Source organism: Formosa sediminum (assembly GCF_007197735.1).
In the GTDB taxonomy this organism is placed as follows: Bacteria; Bacteroidota; Bacteroidia; order Flavobacteriales; family Flavobacteriaceae; genus Formosa; species Formosa sediminum.
Map to the genome: position 1 here is coordinate 3,059,641 of NZ_CP041637.1, position 22,581 is coordinate 3,082,221.

Below are 22,581 nucleotides of genomic sequence, written 5' to 3' on the forward strand. Positions count from 1 at the left end.
TCCTTTTTATGTGCGAGGCTCAAAATAAACAATTGCAATCAAATCACCCTGTATTACACTACACTAAACTCTTAAAGTTTTGTTATTTTATTTTAGTTCTCCTACTCTTTTCTTGTGGTGAAAGTAGCTCTAAACAAGAAACTAAGACTACAAATACATCAACTACTGAAACCCCAGAGACTAAAAGTAAAACCATCTTATGTTTTGGAGATAGTATTACTGCGGGTTATGGTTTGGACGATACTAACGATGCTTATCCGGCCGTAATACAGCAAAAAATAGATTCTTTGCAACTTGATTATACAGTAATAAACTCTGGAGTAAGTGGGGAAACAAGTGCAGGTGGTAAAAGTAGAATTGATTGGGTTATTAAGCAAACACCAACCATTTTTTTACTTGAGTTAGGCGCAAACGATGGTTTGAGAGGTGTACCAATTTCTGAAACACGTGCTAATTTACAAGCTATAATTAATGTGGTTAAAACCAAAAGCCCTGATACTAAAATTATACTTGCCGGAATGCAATTACCACCAAATATGGGAACTACATATACAAGTAATTTTAAGCAACTTTTTATTGATTTGGCTATAGAAAATAATATTGGTTTTATCCCTTTTATTTTAGAAAATGTTGGTGGTATTTCAGAACTTAATCAGCGAGACGGTATTCATCCAAATATTACAGGGCATAAAATTGTTGCTCAAAATGTTTGGGAAGTTTTAAAACCTATGATACAGTAAGTTAATCCTTAAATTAGATTATATATTAAATATAGTCATTACAAAAAAAGCGCTGCCAATTGGCAGCGCTTTTTATAAATTATTATGGGTAGTATATGCGTGGTTTTTTACTAAATTAGTATCTTCTTTGCTAATCTATGATGGTAAAAATTATCCACTGTATGGTAATATTCCCCAATTAAAACCTTATAATTTTAATTTTGGTTTCATAAAAAAACCCTCTTTTCGTTTTGTTTTATATAATGTTAAAGTGGCCATTACACTCCATATTAAATTGGCAACAAAAGATGGTAACGCATTATAATAATAGCAGTTAATTGCTATAATAATCGCGCCAAAAAGATTTAAGTACTTAGAGTAGTTTACGTACTTATTATTTTCTATAAGGGTTAGTCCATATGCAAGAACTAATAAGCCAGAACCTGACCACCCTAATACATCTATTAACAATTTCATTTCACTAAATTTAATTCTTTTTTGTTGTTAAAATAAAGTGCAAATGTCTTGTAGAAGGTCGTATTTTAAATGATATAAAAGCTTCTAAAAATGGTAATTTTACGCCAAGTATTAAAAAACTATTTAAACCGATTTCTAAACTCTAAAGGTGTTACTTTTTGATGTTTTTTAAAGTATTTAACAAAATTAGTAGGCTCTTCAAAACCAAGTGTATACGCTATTTCTTTCACACTATCTGTAGTATGAGCTAACAAACGCTTTGCTTCTAAAATAATTCTAGAATCTATCATTTGTTTTGGCGTAATGGCCATAATTTTTAAAGTGGCTGCATTTAAACGCTTTTCTGTAACACGTAATTGTAAACAATATTTACTTACAGATTTTAAGACATGAAATTGTCTGTCTAATAGATCTCTAAATTTAATTACATATTCTAAATCTGGACCTTTATTAATGGTTGTTGTTTTTATATTTAGTCTTGTACGTTCTGCAACCAATAATAAGTTCTGAAGATAATTTCTAAGAATATCCGACTGAAAACTATCTGCATTAGTCTTTAACTCTGTTTTAATAAGCTGAAAAAAACTATTAAACGTTTTAGATAATCCACCTGTCATTTCAATATTAGAAACCGCATGTAAATCGTTAAATAACATACAACTTCTTAAAAATTTAGTATCTACTTCAGTTTTACAAAAAAAATTGTCGCTAAACATTAAAACTTCACCTTCTATTGGTTCAGAACTGTCAAAACATTGTACGCTATTTTTATCGACAAATAAAATAGAATTTGGTTTAATATCTACAGGATTAAAATCTACCATATGTTTTGGACTTCCCTTTTTAAACCAAATAATTTGATAAAATTCAGTTCTATGAGGTACAATTAATTCATTGAAAGATTTAGTATATAATTCCTTTAGGTTAACCACTTCAAACTCGTGAAGCACACCTGTCTTAAACCAATATTTTTTAATTGTCGATGTCACTTAATCTGCTAATTATTGATGCACAAACTTAAGTTATTTTTTAAAATTATATCTTATTTATAAGTAAAAGCATCAGGAATTATATCGATAACGTTAATGTTCAAACAGGTTAATCTTTAATTTTGAATGTAACCAAAAAAATAAAAACCATGTCATTACTCACCATTATATTAAGTATACTATTACCTCCCGTTGCCGTATTCTTAAAGCACGGTATTGGAACAACTTTATTGATAAGCATTTTACTTACACTATTAGGTTGGCTACCAGGTGTAATACATGCATTTTATGTTAACAGTAAATAAATATTATTATGAAAAATACAGATAAAAAAACAACTTATAATCCAGAAATCACAAAAGAAGATAAACAAATTTTAGGTGACAAATCTGGGAATTTAAGACAAGATAACGGAGCAGACGAATTATTAAAAAAACGTAAAAACGAACCCGATTTTGCTGCAGAAAATTTAGATATACCTGGTGCAAGTCCTGCTAGACCTTTAACTAATGGAAAACCACCACGTGATGAAGAAAACAAACACTATAGTTTAGGTAGTGATGATAACGAAAACCTAGAGTTAGACATAGATAATACTAAGGATAATTAATAGCACTATTTGATTTTATGTATTAAGGTTAGCCCTTATAGATGTAATATTTATAAGGGCTTTTTTTATGTTTATTCGGGTTTTGGTTTAAGAAAATCTAACTCATTTGTTTTTATTACAAACCCCAGCCTCACCATACTTGTAAATTTCTCGTATGCAATTAAACTTTCTGCCTGTCCAGCATACCACTCTAACATAATGTATTGATTGTTGGATTTAAAGGGATTATAATATAATCTTGTTCTTACGGCACCTTTCCATTCTAAATTTAAACCTTTACGTAATGCCGTTTCAAAACTTAATCTGTTAGGTATAAATTCATGAGCAACTCTCAATTCTCCTAACCCTACATATTCTAATAAATCTGGATTATCTTCCTGATACCCAAAAGGCGCCCAAACTTCTAAACTAACTGTGGTTTTAGCCGTTAAAGCGGTGGCATATTTTGCGCTTAATCTGTTCCAACTTCTTGAAGCTGTACTATCTCTACCATTAGACTCGTGGTTTAACATTAATGAAGCGACACCCTTGGCATGGTTTGTATCATCATAAAATACTTTACTAAGTCCAATTGTAGGATTAAAATTTATTTCCTGAAATGGACTTGAAAATTCGTAAATATTCCAAAACGCTTTTTGCGTATATGTTAAATACAAATATGAATCCCAAAATAAAGGATCTCTAGAAATTAATTGTTTAAAACTTATTTGATATTTAATATCGGCGGTATTAGATTTTATCGCTGTATTTGTAGGAATACCTGTAATTAAATAATTATCTTGATGAATTGTAAATGAAGGATCTTCCTTTAAACTTTTTTTGACTTGCTCTCGCGTGTAGGTTTGTGCATACACATTAGCACCTATAAATAATACTAATAAAGCAAGTAAGTGTTTTTTAATCATTGTATAATATATGTTTATTGAAATGTACCGCATTCGTTTTTTTTTATAAATCTAGTTTAATTTCAAGCAGTAACTGTTGGACTGAATTTCCAAACATCTTGCAAAATTGAGAAATATTATAAGCTTATAGTAATCTGTTTGGTTAAAGTTTTAATACAATCACAGCTACAAACAAAAAAAACAGCATCTAAAATTTAATTTAGATACTGCTTTTTATTTATGCCTAATTTATTTAAGAGATTTCATATCAATTACAAATCTATATTTCACGTCGTTTTTTGTAACACGTTCGTAAGCGTCGTTAATATTTTGCATATCAATAAGTTCTATGTCACTGGTAATATTATGCTTACCACAAAAATCTAACATATCTTGAGTTTCTTTAATACCTCCAATTAATGAACCTGCAACACGTTTTCGACCACCTATTAAACTACCGCCATGAAATGGTTTTAAAGGCTCTACTGCACCAACTAAAACCATAGTGGCGTCTATTTTTAATAATCCTAAATACGGATCCATCTCATGACCTACAGGAATAGTATTTAAAATAAAATCAAAACTATTTAAATGCTTTTTCATATCGTCGGCATTTTTAGATACTAATACTTCGTGTGCTCCTAATCGCTTAGCATCTTGACCTTTTTCTGGAGTGGTTGTTATCATAACCACATGAGCCCCCATTGCAGCTGCAAATTTAACGCCCATGTGTCCTAAACCTCCAAGCCCAATAATACCCACTTTATCGCCTTTTTTAACTTTCCAGTGGTTTAATGGAGACCAAGTTGTAATACCTGCACATAATAAGGGAGCGGTAGCAGCTTCATCTAAATTTTCGGGAACACGTAAAACAAATTTTTCATTTACCACAACAGCTGTTGAGTACCCGCCATACGTTTGTAAGCCTTCTAAATGTTTATCTGCACTATTGTAAGTCCACGTTGCTCCTTGTTCACAAAATTGTTCTAAATCTTGATGGCATGAATTACAACTTTTACAAGAATCTACTAAACAACCAACACCTACTAAATCCCCTACTTTAAAAGTTTTTACGTGTTCTCCTATTTCAGCTACTCGACCAATAATTTCATGTCCTGGCACCACGGGATATGTAGAGCCTTTCCAATCGTTTCTTACTGTATGAATATCGCTATGACAAACACCACAATATGTAATATCTATCTTAACATCGTCTGTTCCTACTGGTCTGCGTTCGATGTTTAAGGGTTTTAAATCTTCTGTTGATGCTGTTGCACCATATGCTTTTACTGTTGTTTTCAAATTTATGTGTTTTTTAGTAAAATTTTTAATTCAATCTCTGTATGTAATACTTTTGAAATTGGACAGACTGTTTTAGCTTCATGAGCAATTTGCTGAAATTCTTCTGCATCAATATCCGGAACATTCCCTTCTAAATTTAAAATGATTTTAGTAATTGTACCATCTTCAAAATTAACACTTGCACTAACGTTTAATGCTGTTACAGTAAAATTAGCTGCGTTAAGTAAAACACTTAATTGCATCGCAAAACAACCTGCATGTGCTGCTCCTATTAATTCTTCTGGATTTGTTCCTTTCATACCATCCTCAAAACGGGTATTGTAAGAATACGGTGTATGTTCTAGAACTTTACTTCCTGTTGTAATAAACCCTTTTCCATCTTTACCATTGCCTTTCCATTGCGCATCAGCTTGTCTTGTAAATTTCATAATAATTTTTTCGTTTCTATATTCGCCTTTTATTTAGTGGCATTAGGGTAATCTGTATAACCTTTTTTTCCGGGCACATAAAAAGTATCTTTATCCCAATCTGCCAATTCTAAATTATTTTGAAAACGCTCTACCAAATCAGGATTAGAGATGTATAATTTTCCGTATGCAACTAAATCAGCATCACCATCTTCTAAAACTTTATTACCTTTCTCTTTATCAAACGCGTTATTAATAATTAAGGTTCCATTGTATAACGGACGGAAGTGTTTTGCGATTTCTGTAACAGCAAACGGAACATCGGTAACATCTGTAAATGGTTCTGACAAATGCACGTATGCTAAATTATAATCGTTTAATTTTTTAATTATATATTCAAATGTTGGGATTGTTTCCTCATCCACAGTAATTCCGAAAAGGCCATGTGCAGATGGATTAAAGCGTGCGCCAATACGCTCTTGCGGTATTACTTCTTTTATAGCATCTAAAACCTCAAAAAAGAAACGGGCTCTATTTTCAATACTTCCTCCATAATCATCTGTTCTTGTATTAGAACATGCATTGAAAAACTGTTGAAATAAATAGCCGTTAGAAGAGTGAATTTCTACGCCATCAAACCCCGCTTTAACAGCATTTGCAGCTGCATTTTGAAAATCTTTAACGGTTTGTTTAATCTCTTCAATAGTCATCGCTTTAGGGGTAACAGTGTCTTTAAAGCCCTCAGGAGTAAAAGATTGAGTATTAGGATTTATAGCTGATGCCGAAACAGGTAATTCGCCATCATGAAAATCGGGATGCGAAATACGTCCCACATGCCATAATTGAATAAAAATGGTACCTCCCTGATCATGAACGCGTTTGGTTACTTTTTTCCAACCTTCAACTTGTTCATCAGAATAAATTCCTGGTGTATTTATATATCCAACAGCTTGTTTAGATACTTGCGACCCTTCAGTAATTATTAAACCTGCAGAAGCGCGTTGTTCATAATACAAGCCGTGCAACTCGTCTGTTGGCGCTTTTGCTTCATTATCGGCACGACTACGCGTCATGGGTGCCATAACAATTCTATTTCTAAGTTTTATATTCTTATTGTAAGGTGTAAAAAGGTGTTCTTGACTCATAGCTGTTTATTATTATAGTTATTCTAACAAATCTACAACACAGCTCTGCCAATTTCATTGACCTATATCAATTAGGATTTTTTTAACCCTTTAAAGTTTTACGTACACGACTTAAGTTTTCTGGAGTAACACCCAAATAATTTGCAATATCGTAATTTGCAACACGATGCTCGATATTTGGATAAGAGCTACAAAATTCAAGGTAGCGATCTTTAGTATTCTTTTCTTGAGATGATAATATTCTTTTCTGTTGAGAAATAAATGCTTTGGTAATTAAAACTCTAAAATAACGCTCAAATATTGGGGCTTCTTTATAAATGGTCTGAAGTTTATCGTAATGAATGGAGAGTAAGTCTGCATTTTCAATAGCTTCAATATATAAATTTGAAGACATTTTGTTATAAAAGGCATTAAAATCTCCTATCCACCAATTTTCTATCGCAAATTGAAGAATATGCTTACTCCCTTTTGCATCTAAATAATAGGCTTTTAAACAGCCTTTTACAACAAAATACTCATGCTTTACTTTAGTACCAGGCTTAAGTAAAAACTGTCCTTTGGATACCGATATTTCATTTAATGCAGAAAGGAATAATTCTAGTGCTTCCGGATCTGGAGCAACTAGGTTTTTAACATGTTCTGCAATGGCTGTATGCATAATTACAAAATACGGGAGGTTAATAAACCGTTTTATTATCTTTAATAGACCATGCTTTAAAAGGGGCTAATGCCATGTCTCGTTCCAACTGAATAAATGGAATACTACGTTTCTCGTAAGGTAACGGAATTTCTTTATAAATAAATGCATCATCAAAACCAATGTTGGCAGCATCCTCTTGATTACTTCCATAATACACTTTATCTGGACGTGCCCAATAAATAGCACCTAAACACATTGGACAAGGTTCGCAAGAAGTATAAATTTCACAGCCATCTAATTGAAAAGTATTTAGATTTTTACACGCATCTCTAATTGCAGTTACTTCTGCATGTGCTGTAGGATCGTTAGTAGAAGTCACTTTATTATTACCACGTCCAACAATTTTACCATCCTTAACTACCACACACCCAAATGGACCACCTTCATTATTGTTCATTCCTTTTAAAGCTGCATCTACAGCTTCCTTCATAAATTTTTCCTTACACATAATCTTTTTAATTTAACTAGAATACAATATTAAGGTGTATTCTAAACATCAAAAATGGTTGTTTTTATTTTAAAATCAATATAAAAATTTGCTTTTATACATTCTAATTACAAATCAATTTCACACTCAATAAATTATAAATTGAATAATTAATGTAATTTATAAAAGTAAAATTCATAGTAATATCTACGCTTAAAAAAAGCATAATTAATGCTTATTAATTAACCTAATACTTTTTTTTAAATCACTGAATACAATCCAGTGCATACTTAAATCTATTTGTTTTGGTTTTTCTTCTTTTTCCAAATAATATAAAGCACTACAATTAATATGGGTAAAATAATAAAAACAATTACATCAAACGGATCTGTAAAATCTAATGGTTTATTATCGTCCGGATTAGGTGTTCCTAATGGTAACTGTGCAAGTAAAGGATATAGTAAATGTGACATAATATTTTATTTTTTAGTATTTAAATACAATACATATTAAGAATTTAAAAGGAAGATACAGCAATCTTTTTACAATATATATACACTATAGCGTTTGCGTTAACATCTGTAATAATAGAGCAAACATAAGGCGTAAGTCTCGCCTACCTTTACCTTAAATTAGGCATTTTTTATAGTGTCTTAATTAAGAATTAAAATACAGAGATTATGAATACGGAAACAAAAAAAGATACATTTACAACCACTAATCCAGCTGATGGAAGTACACTCGCTACTTATAATTATATGAGTGACGAAACTGTTGATAAAAAAATTGAAGCTTCACATGAAGCTTTTTTAGATTGGAGACATCGCTCGTTTGAAGACCGCGGAAAAATTATACAATCTATAGGTGAAGAGTTACAACATTATAAAACAGAATTGGCTGAATTGATGACCGATGAAATGGGAAAACTGCTTAGCCAAAGTAAACAAGAAATTGATATTTGTACTGCTGTTTGTGATTTTGCTGCAACTCAAGCAGAAACTGAACTAAAAACAGAGTATCGAGAATTAGCTAATGGTGCTAAAGGTCGGATTAGCTACGCACCAATTGGAATTATTTATGGTATTCAACCCTGGAATTATCCATCATACCAAGTCATTCGCTATGCAATTACCAACTTAATGGCTGGTAACAGCGTATTATTAAAACACGCCTCTAATGTTACTGGTACGGCAAAATTATTAGAATCTGTTTTTAAAGCTGCGGGGTTACCTGACGGTTTATTTACTGTTTTAGTTATTAATCACGAACAGTCTGATGCGATTATTAAACACAAATTAGTCCGTGGTGTTACGCTAACAGGAAGTCCTGAAGCAGGAAAAATTATTGGAGAAAAGGCGGGATCTCAATTAAAAAAATCTGTTTTAGAATTGGGAAGTAATGATGCCTATTTGATTCTTGAAGATGCAGATATTGAACTTGCTGTTAAAGAGTCTGTAAAAGGACGTATATATAATAACGGAGAAACGTGTATTGCTGCAAAACGTTTTATAGCTGTAGATGCTGTTTATGATGCTTTTAAAGAAGCTTTCGTAAAAGCGATGTCTGAACTAAAAACTGGAAACCCTAAAGCGGAGGATACCGATTTAGGACCAATGGCTAGAGCCGATTTAAGAGAAAAATTACACGAGCAACTTACCGAAAGTGTTTCTAAAGGGGCCACTATTTTGTGCGGTGGCGAACTTATGACTGGAGATGGTTATTATTATCCAGCTACAGTTTTAGAGCATGTTAAACAAGGACAGCCTGCATACGACGATGAATTGTTTGGACCAATTGCTTCATTAATTAGAGCGAAAGATGATGAAGATGCTATGCGTATAGCAAACGATAGCCGTTTTGGACTTGGAGGCGGAATCTTTTCTAAAAATGTAGATAGAGCTGTTAATCTTGCAGAAAAATATTTCGATACAGGAATGATATTTATTAACTCCTTTGGTTTAGCCGATCCGCAAATGCCATTTGGTGGGGTAAAAGATTCTGGATTTGGACGCGAACATGGTGGTTTCGGTTTAAAAGAATTTGTTAATATTAAAGCCGTTACTATAGCTAAAAACTAAATGTAATAGTACATAATAGATTTAAAAAGCCCCTAAATATTAAGTTTAGGGGCTTTTTAAATTCTACAATTATCAATTTAATTGCTACTTTTTTATAAAAAATATATAATATACAAACAAAAATCATCAAAATATCACAAAAATAAAACAACTGTTAGTTTTAACTTATATTTAATAGTACAACACTTTCAAGATAATAGTAATACTATTAGATTTGCGGGAAACAGTTTTAATATATGATTGATTTACTTTCAACTTTCCAAATCGAAATTCCAAAAGGGATTTACCTTAAAGATCCAGAATCTTCCGCATTAGGAAAACGTATTATTGAAAGCAGTATAGTCCTTATAAACGAATACGGATTTGAGGATTTTAACTTTAAAAAATTAGGAGAAGTTATACAATCTAACGAGAGTTCAATTTATCGTTATTTTGAGAGTAAACATAAATTATTAGTTTACCTTACATCTTGGTATTGGAGTTGGATAGAATGCCAATTAATTATTGAAACTTATAGTAATAACGATGCTAAAGATAAATTAAAAAAAGCCATACATGTAGTCACTAGAACAGCCGAATTAGATCATAAATACGGACATATAGATGAGGTTTTTTTAAATAAAATTATTATTCATGAAAATTCTAAATCGTATTTAACTAAAAATGTAGATTCAGATAATAAAGATGGTGCTTTTATGCCTTACAAACGTGTAATTCAACGGTTATCAGAAATCATTTCAGAATATGACAAACACTATTCTTATGCCTTAAGTCTTGCAAGTACCATTGTAGAAGGTGCTTTGCATCAGCATTTCATTAAAGACCATTTTAAGTCTATTACAAATTGTGATGACAATAATTCCCCTTCAGATTTTTATATCGATTTAACATTAAAAACATTAGTTAATGGAAAGTAAAACATTAACGCCATGGAGGCGTTTTATAGGACTTTTAAAATTAGAGCGTAAAGACATTTATCAAATTGCATATTATGCAGTTTTTGAAGGTATTGTCGGACTATCGTTACCATTAGGTATACAAGCCATAATTAACCTATTGCAAGGGGCACAAACTTCTGCATCTTTGTACGTTTTAATTATTTTGGTTACTTCTGGAGTTGCATTTTCAGGTGCATTAAGGCTAATGCAAATGCGAATTATTGAAACCATACAACAACGTATTTTTACTAGAGCTTCTTTTGATTTAAGTTATCGTTTCCCTAAAATTAAAATGAGCGAATTGCGCAATTACTATTTACCAGAATTAGCTAACCGTTTTTTTGATACGCTTACAATACAAAAAGGATTATCTAAAATTTTAATTGATGTCCCTTCTGCCCTATTACAAATAATTCTTGCTTTAGTCTTACTTTCCTTTTACCATCCCTTTTTTATGGTGTTTGGGTTGTTGTTATTGCTTTTAATTTATGTTGTATTTAAATATACCGCAGAAAAAGGTTTAGATACCAGTTTGGTAGAATCTAAATACAAGTATAGCGTAGCACACTGGTTACAAGAAATTTCTAGAACTGTGATAAGTTTTAAAATTTCTGGACGCACTAATTTAGGTTTAAAAAAAACAGACTCCTTAGTAAACAATTACTTAAATGCACGTGAAAATCACTTTAAGATCTTAATGCTGCAATTTATTCAAATGATAAGTTTTAAAGTTTTAGTGACAGCAGGCTTATTAATAATTGGAGGACTTTTAGTGTTAGACCAACGTATGAATATTGGTCAGTTTGTTGCTGCCGAAATCGTAATTCTTTTAATTATTAGTTCGGTAGAAAAGCTACTTTTAGGTTTAGAATCTTTTTACGATGTATTAACGTCTATTGAAAAACTTGGTCAAGTTGTAGATAAACCATTAGAAGCACAACATGGCGAATCTATAAATCAAAATGGCGAATTAAAAATTGAATTAGCTAATGTGTCTTATAAATTACCAGAACAAAATAAACCAATTTTAAACAATTTATCTTTTACCATAAACCAGAAAGATAGAATCTGGATTAAAGGTGAAAGTGGTTCTGGAAAATCGAGTTTAATACAAATGATTTCTGGAATTTTAGAACCTACATCAGGACACATATATATTAACAATTTGTCATTAGAAAGTTTATTTTTAAATGAATATCGTGCACATTTAGGTTTATCTCTATCAGATGAATCTCCATTTGAAGGTACCATTAAAGAAAATGTTACATTTGGAAACCCTAACATCTCTAACGACACGATTTATGAGATTTTTGAGGAACTACGTTTAACAGAATTCTTAAAGCAACAACCTAAAGGTCTGAGCACAATTTTAAAGCCAGAAGGAAAACAAGTACCATACACCGTTATTCGAAAAATACTTATTGCGAGAGCTTTAGTAAAACAGCCTAAAATATTAATTTTCGAAGATCCTCTAGATCATTTCCCTAAAGATGAAGCGGAACGCATTATTAAACTACTAACAGACCGTTCACGCCCGTGGAGTTTAATTATTGTAAGCAATAGCGAACACTGGAAAGACACTTGTAATAAACAAATTACACTTAAAAATGGAAATATAATCAACGAATTCTAAACACTATGTTAAACATATCTAATAATCACGTTTCAGAACAATTCGACATTACAAAATATAAGTCGGGTGAGCATATATTTGGCATTCGGTATCATAGAGTTTTAAAAAAACTACTTCTAGGATTTTTTGGTATAATAGCCATTATTATGCTTTTACCATGGACACAAAGTATTTCTAGTTCAGGAACAGTAACAACTATAAAACCAGAACAAAGACCACAAACACTACAATCGCAAATACCAGGTCGGATTGAAGAATGGTTTGTACAAGAAGGTGATTTTGTAAAAAAAGGAGATACAATACTTCGTATTTCTGAAGTGAAAAGTGAATATTTTGACAATCAACTTACAGAACGTACTGGAAATCAAATTTCAGCAAAAACGTCATCAGTTGAAGCCTATAAAAATAAAGTTGATGCTTTAAGAAATCAGCTCTCCGCATTAAAACAAGAACGTGTTTTAAAATTAGAGCAAGCAAAAAATAAACTTATTCAGTCTCAGTTAAAAGTAACATCAGACAGTATAGATTTAGAAGCTGCAAAAATTAATACAGACATTGCAAAAACACAGTATGAGCGTACTATAGAACTACAAAAAGAAGGTTTAAAAGCTGTTAAAGATGTAGAAGATAAATATTCAAAATTACAAGAATCACAAGCTAAATTAGTGTCTTTACAAAATAAGTTTTTAAGTTCTAAGAATGAAGCCATAAACAGTCAATTAGCAATTTCTACAATAAATGCTACTTATAACGATAAGTTTGCAAAATCCCAAAGCGATTTATATACCGCTCAATCTACAGGTTATAATGCAGAAGTAGAAGTCTCTAAGTTAGAAAGTAGCTTAGCAAATTATACTAAACGAAGTAGTTTGTTATATGTAACAGCTCCTTTAGATGGTTACATAAATAAAGCCTTAAAATCGGGTGTGGGAGAAACCTTAAAAGAAGGAGAACAATTGGTTAATATAATGCCAGCAGATTACGAATTGGCGGTAGAAATGTTTGTACGACCAATAGATTTACCACTATTACATAAAGGTGAAAAAGTACGCGTACAGTTTGATGGTTGGCCAGCCATAGTATTTAGCGGATGGCCTAATGTCTCTTACGGAACTTATGGCGCAACCATAATAGTAATTGAAAACTTTATAAGTGCCAATGGTATGTATCGTGTGTTAGTTAAACCTGATGAAAACGACGTAGAATGGCCAGAAGCTATTCGTGTAGGGTCTGGAGCACACACTATAGCTTTATTAGAAAATGTACCAATTTGGTATGAATTATGGAGACAAATAAACAGCTTCCCTCCTAACTTCTATCAACCTGCTGGAGCATCAGATTCTTCAAAAGATAAAAAAGGATAAACATGCAAAAACTATTAATTTGTATTAGTATACTCTTTATAAATACTATGTATGCTCAGGAAACCGATAGTATACTATCCTTAGAAGAATACCTTGGATATGTAAAAAACTATCATCCTGTAGTTAAACAAGCACATTTAATGACCACCGAAGGTGAAGCTAAATTGCTAAAAGCTAGAGGAGCATTCGACCCAAAACTTTCTGTAGATTATAGCAGAAAGAAATTTAAAGGTACCGAATATTACGATAAGCTTAATACCGCTTTTAAAATTCCAACCTGGTATGGTATTGAATTAAGTGCTAAATATGAAAATAATGAAGGATATTATTTAAACCCAGAATATAACACTCCGGAAGATGGTTTATATAGCGCTGGTATTTCTTTAAACTTGGCACAAGGCTTACTTACCAATAAGCGAATGGCTACGTTAAAACAAGCTAAATTATACACCAAACAAGTTGAAGCCAAGCGTCAGTTAATGGTTAATGAGTTTTTATACGAAGCAATAACAACTTATTTTAACTGGCTTAAAAATTATCAAGCAAAACAAGTTTATGCAGATTATGTAGTTAATGCAGAAAACCGATTAAGTAATGTTAAAAAAAGTTTCTTTGCTGGAGAATATCCTGCAGTAGATACTTTAGAAGCAAGTATAAATTATAAAACTCGTTTAGTAGATTACGAAAAAGCCCAAATAGGCTATTTAAAATCAACTTTAGAAGTTTCCAATTACTTATGGTTAGAAAATAATATTCCTTTAGAAATTAAAGATTCTATTGTTCCAGATGTTTCCACAATTGATGTGATAGATGTCGTATTAAATAGCTCTATTTTAAACAGTACAGACGAGATGATAGAGAATCATCCCAAACTACAAGAGTTACAAACTAAAGAAGATATATTAACTGTAGACCGAAATTTAAAAAAGAATAATTTATTACCCGTTGTAAACTTAGAGTATAATTTTTTATCGTCGGAATACGAACATTTAGATGCGTTTAATACGGCAAATTATAAAAGTGGTTTAAAGGTTGTATTTCCCTTATTTTTAAGAAAAGAACGTGGTGATTTGGCTTTATCAAATATGAAATTACAAGATATTGCTTATGATATTTCGGTCACTAAAGTGACTTTAAAAAACAAAATTGAAGCAACCATTCAAGACATTGCTTCTTACAGAAGACAATATGATATTCTGATGGATTTGGTTGTAGATTATAAGCAGATTGTTAAGAGCGAAGAGCGAAAGTTTAGTTTGGGTGAAGGTTCACTATTTTTAGTTAATTATAGAGAAGCAAAATTAATAGAAACACAACTAAAACAAATAGATTCTGAGTATCAGGTCTTTCATAAAAAGTCAGACTTGTTAAGAGTTTTAAACACACTTTAAGGATATTTCAAAGTATATTAAAAATAAAAAAGCCTCTAGACAAATTGATCTAGAGGCTTTGTGTTTTAAATAAAAATTAGGCTTCACCTCTGGCAGGATATTCTTTATTTACTACAAAATCTATAGATCCAAGTATTGCTTTAATTTCTGGTCTAGCAAATGGCATAGATTGTATAGATTCGGCATACAAAGTACGGTCTGGGCGTATTAAAAATAATCCTGGCTCTATAAATGTATCAGGTTCATCTTTAATACCTTTAGAAATAAACAATCCCCAAGATCGCGCTTCATCTATAGAGAAATTATACCCTAAAGGCACATCGTCAATAGCCCAATCATTATATGTTGCTTCGGCAATTTCCTTAGTGTCAGAGCTTATTGCAATAACATTAACGCCTTTAGATTTAAAATCTTCAATATGTTTTTGTATTGTTTCTAAGTAAGTTTTACATACCGGACAATGTTTACCTCTATACACAACAAGCATTGTAAAATGTTCTGGATGTTGTTCACTAAGTGTCCATGTGGTTCCGTTTACTAAATTTATAGAAAGATCTGGTGTTTCTGTTCTTGGTTTAATCATAATATGCATTTTTAAATTAATTAAATTAAATACGTTTTATACGTTTATATTATAACGTATGGATGGCTTCTTCAATAGGAGTTTGCCCTTGTAAGATTTCAAAAGTCGATGAATTTGCAGCATTGTCTCTTAAGGCTTGAATAAGAGTTTGAGCAACATCATCGCGTGTAATTTCGCCACGTTTAGATAAATGTTTTGCTAATTCAATAGTGCCTTGCCCATCTTTATTATTAAGCGTTCCGGGTCTAACTATAGAATAATTAAGTGTAGATTTTTTCAAGTATTCATCGGCATTGTGTTTTGCTTTCAAATAGTCTTGAAGGGTTTCACTTTGTTCCGGTTGATCTGCTCCCATAGAACTTAACATGACAAACTTTTTAATATTTGCAGCTTCAGAAGCTTGAATCATTTTTATAGCACCATCCTGATCTACGGCTTCAACTTTTTTTCCGCCTGATCCTGCTGCAAAAATGACTCTATCTATACCTTCAACTGTTTTGGTGACGTCTTTTTCTAAATCGCCAAATACTGTTCTAATGTTATTATTGCTAAACCCCTCTTCCTGCTCATTTGTTCTCACCATTGCTACAGGTTCAAAATCTGCTGAGGTTTTTAAATAATTTACTATTATATGTCCTGTGGTACCTGTGGCACCAACTACTAATACGTTTTCCATGGTCCTAATTTTTAATGCAATTTACCCATAACATAGAATTTCAATTGACTTAAAAACGTCTAAAACTAACGCAAAACCTAAATGATAATTAAAGTTTTAAAACCAACAATAGGTTAAACCAATCATTTTTTCAACTATTTTCAATTATATTAGTGCATACAAATTTAACTTTTAATGCAGACACTCAAGCCCTCAGTATATCTCTTAATGGTTATGTGTTTATTCAGTATAAACGTTTTTTCTAATCCTTTTATACGTTTAGATTCCGAACGTTTAGCGATTACAAAAACCATGATTATTAATGGTACAGCTTCAAAACACACTCTAGAGGCTTATACTTTATTAATCCAACAAGCTAATATTTTATTAGACCGAAAAAACCCTACGGTTATGGATAAAAGTTTAATTCCGCCATCGGGAGATAAACACGATTATTTAAGTATTAGTAGATATTGGTGGCCAGACCCTGACACCAAGGATGGTTTACCATGGATAAGACGCGATGGAAAAACTAATCCAGACACACAAACAGCTGCTGTAGATAGAAAACGATTAGCACTTATGGGAAAAGGCGTGTATATATTAGGTCTAGCCTATTATTTTACCGAAGATGAAACCTATGCAAGTAAAGCAATTAGTATGCTTGATACTTGGTTTATTTCCCCTGACACGCGTATGAATCCGCATTTAAATTACGGACAAAGTATACCTGGACAGCCAAATACGAGGCCCTTTGGGATTTTAGACGGCCGATCTATTGTACAATTTATTCCTGATACAATAAATCTAGTATCTACTTCTGTGCAATGGACAACAAATCATCAAACACAATTAACAACGTGGTTAACTTCATATTTAGAATGGCTCACAGAAAGTAGTCTAGGTATAAAAGCAAGTGAGCTTTCCAATAATCACGGATCTTGGTATAAATTTCAAGTGCTTGCTCTAGCACGCTATTTAGGAGACACTCCTCTAGCTAAAAAAACCATTCGAGCTACAAAAGAGAGTTTAGACCAGATGTTAAATACGGAAGGCGGACAAATACATGAATTAGAACGTACACGGTCTTACTTTTACAGTTGTTTTAATCTCGAAGCACTAACTAGTATTGCTAAATTAGCAGACCCCATAGCTATGGATGTATGGGCTTTTGAAACACAGCATAAAAAAAGCTTATCATTGGCGTTGCAGTACTTAACACCAGTTGTTAAAGGTGAAACATGGCCCCATGATACTTTAAAAACAATAGACACTACAGATTTAATACCTATAGTTTCTGCTTTTTATGACAAGTACAAAACAGATCCTTATTATACCTTATTACAAACTCTCTTAACCCAAAACACACAAGTTTCATTAAAGGATGCGAACTTACAAGAGTTTTGGCTGTTTCATCCGGAATTTAACCTTAACTAAACTCTTTATTGTGATACAATAAAAAAAGCCCTTCTTGTTCTAAGAAGGGCTTTTTAATTTATAAAGTTTACTCTAATTAACTGTTTTTAATTCTATGTCAAATATAAGTACCGATCCGCCAGGAATGCCGTTATAATCATAACGCCCATAAGCTAAATGTGATGGGATTAATAAGGTTCCGCTACCACCTTCATTGAAATACGGAATTCCTTCTTGCCAGCCCGAAATCACTTGATCTAAATAAAATGACGTATCGGCTGTACTTTCTCCAAACACTTCACCATCTACAAAATAGCCTTTGTAACTTACAGTAACGTAAGATGTTTCTATAGGTTTTTCTCCTGTACCTTGTTCGTTAATTACATAATATAAACCAGAACCTGTAGCTTGTGCATCCAAATTATTTGCTTCTATATAATCTACAATTTCTTGTTCATTCTCTGCTACATAATCAATGATTTCAATATTAAATACTAATACAGAACCTCCAGGAATACCATTATAATCGTTACTACCGTAAGCCAAATGTGCTGGAATAATAAGTTGTCCGCTTCCGCCTTCATTAAAATAAGTAAGCCCTTCTTGCCATCCCGCTATTACATATTGCAAATTAAAAGACACCTCTTCATCTAAAGAAGAATCGAACACAGTGCCATCTGTATACATACCTACATATTTTACAGATACATCTGATGATGCCGTAATTGCAGCACCTTCACCTTGTTCATCAATAACGTAATACAATCCAGAACTTGTAGCAACGGCATCAATATTATTTTCTGAAATATAATTTAAAATTTCTTGTTCATTCTCTTCTGTATAATCTTTTGAAGACACGGAATCATCTGAACTACAAGACACAAATAGCAAAACAAATAGTGCTAAACATACTGATTTCATAAACGAATTTAATTTTTATTTAAAGCAAAAATATATAAATGATATGCCTAGACATTAGAAAAACTGTTAAATGATTTAACAATTTTTTATACAATAAGATATTAGTGATTTTTAATACGTGCTGGTTCAATTTCACTCATTACTGACATATATTATATAATTAAATAAAGAGATTTGAATAATGTTAAGCAAATAAAAGCGTTAAAAAACTATATTTGCGCCCATGTGGATGTATTTAGGCCTGTTATCGGCTGTATTTTTAGGATTACATAATTTATGTAAAAAACATGCGGTACAAGGAAATGAAGTATTTCCTGTATTACTAGGGACTATATCTTCTGGCTTCTTAGTATTACTTCCGTTTTACTTGGGTTCTGTGTTTGCTACAGATTATACCAAATCTATAGGATTTTTTATTGAATCTATTTCTTGGCAAACCCATGGATTTATCTTTATTAAATCGGCAATTATGGCTGCCTCTTGGGTGTTAGCTTACCAAGCATTAAAACATTTACCCATAACTATAGTTACACCAATACGCTCTGCAGGTCCCTTTTTTACTTTTATAGGAGCTATTTTTATTTACCAAGAACGGCCAAATCCTTTACAATGGATTGGTTTTTTTCTTATTATAGGATCGGTTATTCTGTATTCTAAAATAGGAAAAAAAGAAGGCATAGTTTTTACTCGAAATAAATGGATTTTTGCAATAATTACGGCTACTTTTTTAGGCGCTTCAAGTGGTTTATACGATAAGTTTTTAATCCAAAGCCTATCGCTAAATCCACAAACACTTCAGTTTTGGTTTTGCTTTTATACCGTTGCTATATTACTAATTATTTTAAGCTTTACCTGGTTTCCTTATGCAGAAAAAAGAGAAGCTTTTAAATTTAGATGGTCTATTCCTGCAGTTGGAATTTTATTACAAACAGCCGATTATTTTTACTTTAAAGCGTTACAAGACCCTGAGGCTCTAATTATGTTACTATCGGCCATTAAAAGAAGTCAGATTATAATTGCTGTGGTTATAGGTGGTTTGATATTTAAAGAACAAAACAAACGAAAAAAATTGGTTCCTCTAGCAGGAATCATGATTGGTGTGTTTTTAATATTATATTCTTAAACACCTAGCGTAGATTACAAAAAACCAGTTATAATTTCTTACAACTGGCTTAAAATTAAGAACCAACTTAAAAGGATTTAAAAAAACTATTTACTTAAATATGTATTTGCTACGGCTGCACGCTCTACCACATGAGAATGTAACGCACTAACTGCAACTTGAAAATCTGAACTAGAATTTAAAAACGTATAACCATCCATTTCTGAAGTAGCATAAGGCTCTATTAATGATGAATAAGTAGCATATTTAGATTGCATTTTACTTATGTTAAAATAATCATCTATAGTTTCTTGAACATACGTATTATATTTTGCTTTATAAGTACTATCTGCATATAAATATCCTATTAAAGGCCAACTTGTTGCATTAACATCAGAAAAATCTAAAGCTACTGCACCCCGACCATTTCCGTCTTTTAAAGCTTCATTATTATCCCAAGGTATCCAGGATAAACGCGCTGTATCTGGGTTATTATATAAGAAGTAATTATGCGTCATTCTGCCATAGGTATCCCAATTTTGAATTACCGTATTTACAGCTAAATATTTTAAAAATGTATCTGTATCTAAAATGGTTTCTAGATTATCTCGCCAAGCTTCAGGATCTGTAGTTCTATTAGTAGCATGTAATGCGGCAAATAGGTCTTCAATATCGGTATAATCGGCTTCATCTTCATTGGTTTTCTTTACAAAGTCGGCTTCAGTAAAAGAGCCTTCGGTAAAACTTGCACTATCACCATCTGGTTTATATAAATTTCCATCGTTATCAGTAAACTGTGTGTCTATTACAGTATCGTCTACTTCTTCAACTAATGTATATACTCCAAAATATTCAGGTCCATCTCCATGATCTACATAAACCGTATAAAATGCGGTATGCGATACAGCTAAACCAGCATCTCTAAATACGTCTGCTGCTACTTTTTCACGTAACATGGATTTATCGTCGTAATTATTCTTTAAACTCAGTTTTTTAAATCCATAAAATCTTTGGTTATCAATTTGCGGATAATCGTCTTCAAATTCATCAAAATCTAATTTAAACGATAATTTTAAAATGCCTGCAGACCAACTGGATTGTAAACTTGAATTTCCTTTAAACCGGATCCCTACACGGTACCACTCAATACCATTGTAAAACACTTCGCCTGGAACAAAAATAGGATCTTCGTCTGAACTACTTACAGTAGCATTACTTCGTGACCCAAAAGTACCATACAAACTTGTCATGTTCTCTAACATAGAATTCCAACGATCTTCTGTAATTACAATATCTAATCGTTTTACGGCATTATCTTCAAAAACTTCATCAAAATTTGGATCTGCATTTTTACTATGGGTGTCTTCTGTCCAATATGTAGCTTCAAAATCGGTGTCATCAAATACCACCTCGACCGTATCATTGGTTTCTGCGTCATCTGAATTACTATCACTAGAACATGAAAACGTAAAAATTAATTGTAAAACTAAAAGAGTAGTTAGTATTCTTTTTTTCATTTTCTCAGTAGGTTTAGTTTTTGTCTTGACAACAAAATTCCAAATTAAAACCGAAAAAAAATTAAATTTTAAGTGAAGGGCTTTAGCTTTTAAGTGAATACGTATTTCTACGGTTTAAACGAAATTGTATTTAAAAATAGTAACCCTAAAACTAGAAATATACTACTTAAAGATGTAACTAATTTCCGAGTATTCTAAGCCATAGCTCGGCTATTAAATGTTTAGCATCGTCTCTATTTTTAGGCGTTTCAACAAAATAAATATTGTTGTTGCTATCGGTTTTTATTTCGTATTGAAAAACAAAGTTTTGGGCATCAGGTTTTAAACTTAACGTTCCAAAACGTAAATCGTTAAAAAATAGTTTTTGATCTTGTTTAGAAATGGTATACCACCCTTTAGATATTGCAATCATGCGCTGTAGCTTGGCATTGGTTTTTAATGCATCTACATATTCATGATGTTTGGGATACCTATAAAATGTTATGGGTTTACTGTCAAAAAAAGAATAATGTCCAACAAAATACGCATCTTTAGTGTCTACATTTGCTGTCCACAATATGGTATTTAATGGTGAAGGTCGGGTATCTAAATCTGTATAAGAAATATTTTGATTTTGTAAAGCCAATTCAAAATTATAAAAAGCAATGCCTTTTAATACCACAGTAATTGCTAAATAGGCTGTACTAAAAAAAAGTCCCCAATTGTTATACACACGACGCTTTTTAGCGGTTTTATTTTGACGCATAGCTAAGATTACACAACCTATAAAAGGCAATGTATATAATGGATCTATTACAAATATGGTTTTATAAGCCACTCGTAAATCTAAAGGCCAAAACAACTGTGTTCCCCAAGTGGTATGCGCATCTAATAGTGGATGCGTTACAAAGGCTAGAAAAAATAACAAAGACCAATCTTTAATATTTTTATACCGTTCAAAACGAGAGACAATCCAACCAAAAATAGGTGCGAAAACCACTGAAAATAATATGGAATGAGTAAACCCTCTGTGCATTTCTAATGCAGTAACAGTATCGGTAACTTGTGAAGCAAGAACGTCCAAATCGGGAATAGTACCTGCAATAGCACCATATAACATGGCTTTATTTCCTGTTTTTTTACCTAAAACGGCTTCGCCAACTGCAGCGCCTAAAACAATTTGTGTAAGTGAATCCATATAATTACAAACATAGTTGAAGTTAGGCTACTAACCTCAACCCCTTAAAAAAATATACCATTTAAATGTATATATTAAAAATGAAAACCCAACCTTTAGTAACACTAAAAGTTGGGGTCTCTGGATTCAACAATTTATAAAAAAAA

The 22,581-nt window shown here is 31.9% G+C and carries 24 protein-coding genes; 10 read left to right on the plus strand and 14 right to left on the minus strand.

What is annotated here, in order from left to right; all coding sequences use genetic code 11:
* Positions 1 to 8 precede the first annotated feature (8 nt).
* The gene (locus FNB79_RS13420; protein WP_143381799.1) at positions 9 to 740 is read left to right on the plus strand and encodes an arylesterase; all 732 of its coding nucleotides are present in this window, start codon (positions 9 to 11) and stop codon (positions 738 to 740) included.
* Between the two features lie 186 nt (positions 741 to 926).
* Here the strand turns inward: FNB79_RS13420 and FNB79_RS13425 are convergent, their stop codons facing one another.
* Both FNB79_RS13425 and FNB79_RS13430 read right to left on the minus strand, forming a co-directional pair.
* Positions 927 to 1,196 carry a CBU_0592 family membrane protein gene (locus tag FNB79_RS13425; RefSeq protein ID WP_143381800.1) on the minus strand — a complete coding sequence of 90 codons (270 nt, stop codon included), beginning with the start codon at positions 1,194 to 1,196 and terminating at the stop codon, positions 927 to 929.
* 119 nt (positions 1,197 to 1,315) lie between these two features.
* Entirely contained in the window at positions 1,316 to 2,185 is an 870-nt protein-coding gene (locus FNB79_RS13430) for an AraC family transcriptional regulator (RefSeq protein ID WP_143381801.1), read from the minus strand.
* Positions 2,186 to 2,334: 149 nt separating this feature from the next.
* Between FNB79_RS13430 and FNB79_RS13435 the strand changes: the two genes are divergently transcribed.
* Positions 2,335 to 2,490 carry a YqaE/Pmp3 family membrane protein gene (locus FNB79_RS13435; protein ID WP_143381802.1) on the plus strand — a complete coding sequence of 52 codons (156 nt, stop codon included), beginning with the start codon at positions 2,335 to 2,337 and terminating at the stop codon, positions 2,488 to 2,490.
* A gap of 8 nt (positions 2,491 to 2,498) precedes the next feature.
* Positions 2,499 to 2,795, plus strand: coding sequence for a hypothetical protein (locus FNB79_RS13440; protein WP_143381803.1), 297 nt, complete (start codon positions 2,499 to 2,501; stop codon positions 2,793 to 2,795).
* A 71-nt stretch (positions 2,796 to 2,866) separates the two neighbouring features.
* Here FNB79_RS13440 and FNB79_RS13445 read toward each other — a convergent pair whose 3' ends face one another.
* The 7 genes from FNB79_RS13445 to FNB79_RS13475 form a co-directional block, all read right to left on the minus strand.
* On the minus strand, positions 2,867 to 3,700 hold the full coding sequence (locus tag FNB79_RS13445; RefSeq protein WP_143381804.1) for a phospholipase A: 834 nt from the start codon (positions 3,698 to 3,700) through the stop codon (positions 2,867 to 2,869).
* Between the two features lie 228 nt (positions 3,701 to 3,928).
* Positions 3,929 to 4,981, minus strand: coding sequence for an NAD(P)-dependent alcohol dehydrogenase (locus FNB79_RS13450; protein ID WP_143381805.1), 1,053 nt, complete (start codon positions 4,979 to 4,981; stop codon positions 3,929 to 3,931).
* A 2-nt stretch (positions 4,982 to 4,983) separates the two neighbouring features.
* On the minus strand, positions 4,984 to 5,409 hold the full coding sequence (locus tag FNB79_RS13455; RefSeq protein WP_143381806.1) for an OsmC family peroxiredoxin: 426 nt from the start codon (positions 5,407 to 5,409) through the stop codon (positions 4,984 to 4,986).
* 29 nt (positions 5,410 to 5,438) lie between these two features.
* Entirely contained in the window at positions 5,439 to 6,533 is a 1,095-nt protein-coding gene (locus FNB79_RS13460) for an alkene reductase (RefSeq protein WP_143381807.1), read from the minus strand.
* 82 nt (positions 6,534 to 6,615) lie between these two features.
* Complete coding sequence (locus FNB79_RS13465) at positions 6,616 to 7,191, minus strand: Crp/Fnr family transcriptional regulator (RefSeq protein ID WP_143381808.1); 576 nt, start codon at positions 7,189 to 7,191, stop codon at positions 6,616 to 6,618.
* A gap of 19 nt (positions 7,192 to 7,210) precedes the next feature.
* Positions 7,211 to 7,681 (minus strand): nucleoside deaminase, encoded by a 471-nt coding sequence (locus tag FNB79_RS13470; protein ID WP_185967777.1) that lies wholly within the window; start codon positions 7,679 to 7,681, stop codon positions 7,211 to 7,213.
* 275 nt (positions 7,682 to 7,956) lie between these two features.
* Positions 7,957 to 8,133 (minus strand): adenylosuccinate synthetase, encoded by a 177-nt coding sequence (locus FNB79_RS13475; protein WP_143381810.1) that lies wholly within the window; start codon positions 8,131 to 8,133, stop codon positions 7,957 to 7,959.
* Between the two features lie 207 nt (positions 8,134 to 8,340).
* Between FNB79_RS13475 and FNB79_RS13480 the strand changes: the two genes are divergently transcribed.
* The 5 genes from FNB79_RS13480 to FNB79_RS13500 all read left to right on the plus strand — a co-directional run bounded on the left by FNB79_RS13480 (position 8,341) and on the right by FNB79_RS13500 (position 15,064).
* Positions 8,341 to 9,738 (plus strand): NAD-dependent succinate-semialdehyde dehydrogenase, encoded by a 1,398-nt coding sequence (locus FNB79_RS13480; protein ID WP_143381812.1) that lies wholly within the window; start codon positions 8,341 to 8,343, stop codon positions 9,736 to 9,738.
* Positions 9,739 to 9,974: 236 nt separating this feature from the next.
* Positions 9,975 to 10,655, plus strand: coding sequence for a TetR/AcrR family transcriptional regulator (locus FNB79_RS13485; protein WP_143381813.1), 681 nt, complete (start codon positions 9,975 to 9,977; stop codon positions 10,653 to 10,655).
* Positions 10,645 to 12,309, plus strand: coding sequence for a peptidase domain-containing ABC transporter (locus tag FNB79_RS13490; protein ID WP_143381814.1), 1,665 nt, complete (start codon positions 10,645 to 10,647; stop codon positions 12,307 to 12,309). Before FNB79_RS13485 ends, FNB79_RS13490 begins: the two co-directional genes overlap by 11 nt.
* A 5-nt stretch (positions 12,310 to 12,314) precedes the next feature.
* Positions 12,315 to 13,673 (plus strand): HlyD family secretion protein, encoded by a 1,359-nt coding sequence (locus FNB79_RS13495; protein WP_143381815.1) that lies wholly within the window; start codon positions 12,315 to 12,317, stop codon positions 13,671 to 13,673.
* Positions 13,674 to 13,675: 2 nt separating this feature from the next.
* Complete coding sequence (locus tag FNB79_RS13500) at positions 13,676 to 15,064, plus strand: TolC family protein (protein ID WP_143381817.1); 1,389 nt, start codon at positions 13,676 to 13,678, stop codon at positions 15,062 to 15,064.
* Positions 15,065 to 15,140: 76 nt separating this feature from the next.
* Here the strand turns inward: FNB79_RS13500 and FNB79_RS13505 are convergent, their stop codons facing one another.
* Together FNB79_RS13505 and FNB79_RS13510 are read right to left on the minus strand one after the other, a co-directional pair.
* Positions 15,141 to 15,647: a redoxin domain-containing protein gene (locus FNB79_RS13505; RefSeq protein ID WP_143381818.1), complete on the minus strand. Its 507-nt coding sequence runs from the start codon at positions 15,645 to 15,647 to the stop codon at positions 15,141 to 15,143.
* Between the two features lie 49 nt (positions 15,648 to 15,696).
* Positions 15,697 to 16,323, minus strand: coding sequence for an SDR family oxidoreductase (locus tag FNB79_RS13510; RefSeq protein WP_143381819.1), 627 nt, complete (start codon positions 16,321 to 16,323; stop codon positions 15,697 to 15,699).
* A 174-nt stretch (positions 16,324 to 16,497) separates the two neighbouring features.
* Between FNB79_RS13510 and FNB79_RS13515 the strand changes: the two genes are divergently transcribed.
* The gene (locus FNB79_RS13515) at positions 16,498 to 17,739 is read left to right on the plus strand and encodes an alginate lyase family protein (RefSeq protein ID WP_143381820.1); all 1,242 of its coding nucleotides are present in this window, start codon (positions 16,498 to 16,500) and stop codon (positions 17,737 to 17,739) included.
* Between the two features lie 72 nt (positions 17,740 to 17,811).
* Here FNB79_RS13515 and FNB79_RS17485 read toward each other — a convergent pair whose 3' ends face one another.
* Positions 17,812 to 18,639, minus strand: a complete 828-nt coding sequence (locus tag FNB79_RS17485; RefSeq protein ID WP_143381821.1) for an FKBP-type peptidyl-prolyl cis-trans isomerase — start codon at positions 18,637 to 18,639, stop codon at positions 17,812 to 17,814.
* 223 nt (positions 18,640 to 18,862) lie between these two features.
* Here FNB79_RS17485 and FNB79_RS13525 point away from each other — a divergent pair, with 223 nt between their 5' ends.
* A complete protein-coding gene (locus tag FNB79_RS13525; protein WP_143381823.1) occupies positions 18,863 to 19,762 on the plus strand; it encodes an EamA family transporter in 900 nt (299 codons plus the stop codon).
* Between the two features lie 86 nt (positions 19,763 to 19,848).
* Here FNB79_RS13525 and FNB79_RS13530 read toward each other — a convergent pair whose 3' ends face one another.
* Together FNB79_RS13530 and FNB79_RS13535 are read right to left on the minus strand one after the other, a co-directional pair.
* Positions 19,849 to 21,258 carry a CotH kinase family protein gene (locus tag FNB79_RS13530; protein ID WP_143381824.1) on the minus strand — a complete coding sequence of 470 codons (1,410 nt, stop codon included), beginning with the start codon at positions 21,256 to 21,258 and terminating at the stop codon, positions 19,849 to 19,851.
* A 178-nt stretch (positions 21,259 to 21,436) separates the two neighbouring features.
* The gene (locus FNB79_RS13535) at positions 21,437 to 22,435 is read right to left on the minus strand and encodes a metal-dependent hydrolase (protein WP_143381825.1); all 999 of its coding nucleotides are present in this window, start codon (positions 22,433 to 22,435) and stop codon (positions 21,437 to 21,439) included.
* Positions 22,436 to 22,581: the final 146 nt, after the last annotated feature.

Excerpts from the sequence above, each read along its gene's own strand:
- FNB79_RS13440 (WP_143381803.1), top strand. The coding sequence starts at position 2,499 with ATGAAAAATACAGATAAAAAAACAACTTATAATCCAGAAATCACAAAA.
- FNB79_RS13510 (WP_143381819.1), bottom strand. The coding sequence starts at position 16,323 with ATGGAAAACGTATTAGTAGTTGGTGCCACAGGTACCACAGGACATATA.
- FNB79_RS13460 (WP_143381807.1), bottom strand. The coding sequence starts at position 6,533 with ATGAGTCAAGAACACCTTTTTACACCTTACAATAAGAATATAAAACTT.
- FNB79_RS13505 (WP_143381818.1), bottom strand. The coding sequence starts at position 15,647 with ATGATTAAACCAAGAACAGAAACACCAGATCTTTCTATAAATTTAGTA.
- FNB79_RS13490 (WP_143381814.1), top strand. The coding sequence starts at position 10,645 with ATGGAAAGTAAAACATTAACGCCATGGAGGCGTTTTATAGGACTTTTA.
- FNB79_RS13495 (WP_143381815.1), top strand. The coding sequence starts at position 12,315 with ATGTTAAACATATCTAATAATCACGTTTCAGAACAATTCGACATTACA.
- FNB79_RS13500 (WP_143381817.1), top strand. The coding sequence starts at position 13,676 with ATGCAAAAACTATTAATTTGTATTAGTATACTCTTTATAAATACTATG.
- FNB79_RS13420 (WP_143381799.1), top strand. The coding sequence starts at position 9 with ATGTGCGAGGCTCAAAATAAACAATTGCAATCAAATCACCCTGTATTA.
- FNB79_RS13530 (WP_143381824.1), bottom strand. The coding sequence starts at position 21,258 with ATGAAAAAAAGAATACTAACTACTCTTTTAGTTTTACAATTAATTTTT.
- FNB79_RS13470 (WP_185967777.1), bottom strand. The coding sequence starts at position 7,681 with ATGTGTAAGGAAAAATTTATGAAGGAAGCTGTAGATGCAGCTTTAAAA.
- FNB79_RS13455 (WP_143381806.1), bottom strand. The coding sequence starts at position 5,409 with ATGAAATTTACAAGACAAGCTGATGCGCAATGGAAAGGCAATGGTAAA.
- FNB79_RS13465 (WP_143381808.1), bottom strand. The coding sequence starts at position 7,191 with ATGCATACAGCCATTGCAGAACATGTTAAAAACCTAGTTGCTCCAGAT.
- FNB79_RS13525 (WP_143381823.1), top strand. The coding sequence starts at position 18,863 with ATGTGGATGTATTTAGGCCTGTTATCGGCTGTATTTTTAGGATTACAT.
- FNB79_RS13435 (WP_143381802.1), top strand. The coding sequence starts at position 2,335 with ATGTCATTACTCACCATTATATTAAGTATACTATTACCTCCCGTTGCC.
- FNB79_RS13515 (WP_143381820.1), top strand. The coding sequence starts at position 16,498 with ATGCAGACACTCAAGCCCTCAGTATATCTCTTAATGGTTATGTGTTTA.
- FNB79_RS13485 (WP_143381813.1), top strand. The coding sequence starts at position 9,975 with ATGATTGATTTACTTTCAACTTTCCAAATCGAAATTCCAAAAGGGATT.
- FNB79_RS17485 (WP_143381821.1), bottom strand. The coding sequence starts at position 18,639 with ATGAAATCAGTATGTTTAGCACTATTTGTTTTGCTATTTGTGTCTTGT.
- FNB79_RS13480 (WP_143381812.1), top strand. The coding sequence starts at position 8,341 with ATGAATACGGAAACAAAAAAAGATACATTTACAACCACTAATCCAGCT.
- FNB79_RS13425 (WP_143381800.1), bottom strand. The coding sequence starts at position 1,196 with ATGAAATTGTTAATAGATGTATTAGGGTGGTCAGGTTCTGGCTTATTA.
- FNB79_RS13475 (WP_143381810.1), bottom strand. The coding sequence starts at position 8,133 with ATGTCACATTTACTATATCCTTTACTTGCACAGTTACCATTAGGAACA.
- FNB79_RS13445 (WP_143381804.1), bottom strand. The coding sequence starts at position 3,700 with ATGATTAAAAAACACTTACTTGCTTTATTAGTATTATTTATAGGTGCT.
- FNB79_RS13535 (WP_143381825.1), bottom strand. The coding sequence starts at position 22,435 with ATGGATTCACTTACACAAATTGTTTTAGGCGCTGCAGTTGGCGAAGCC.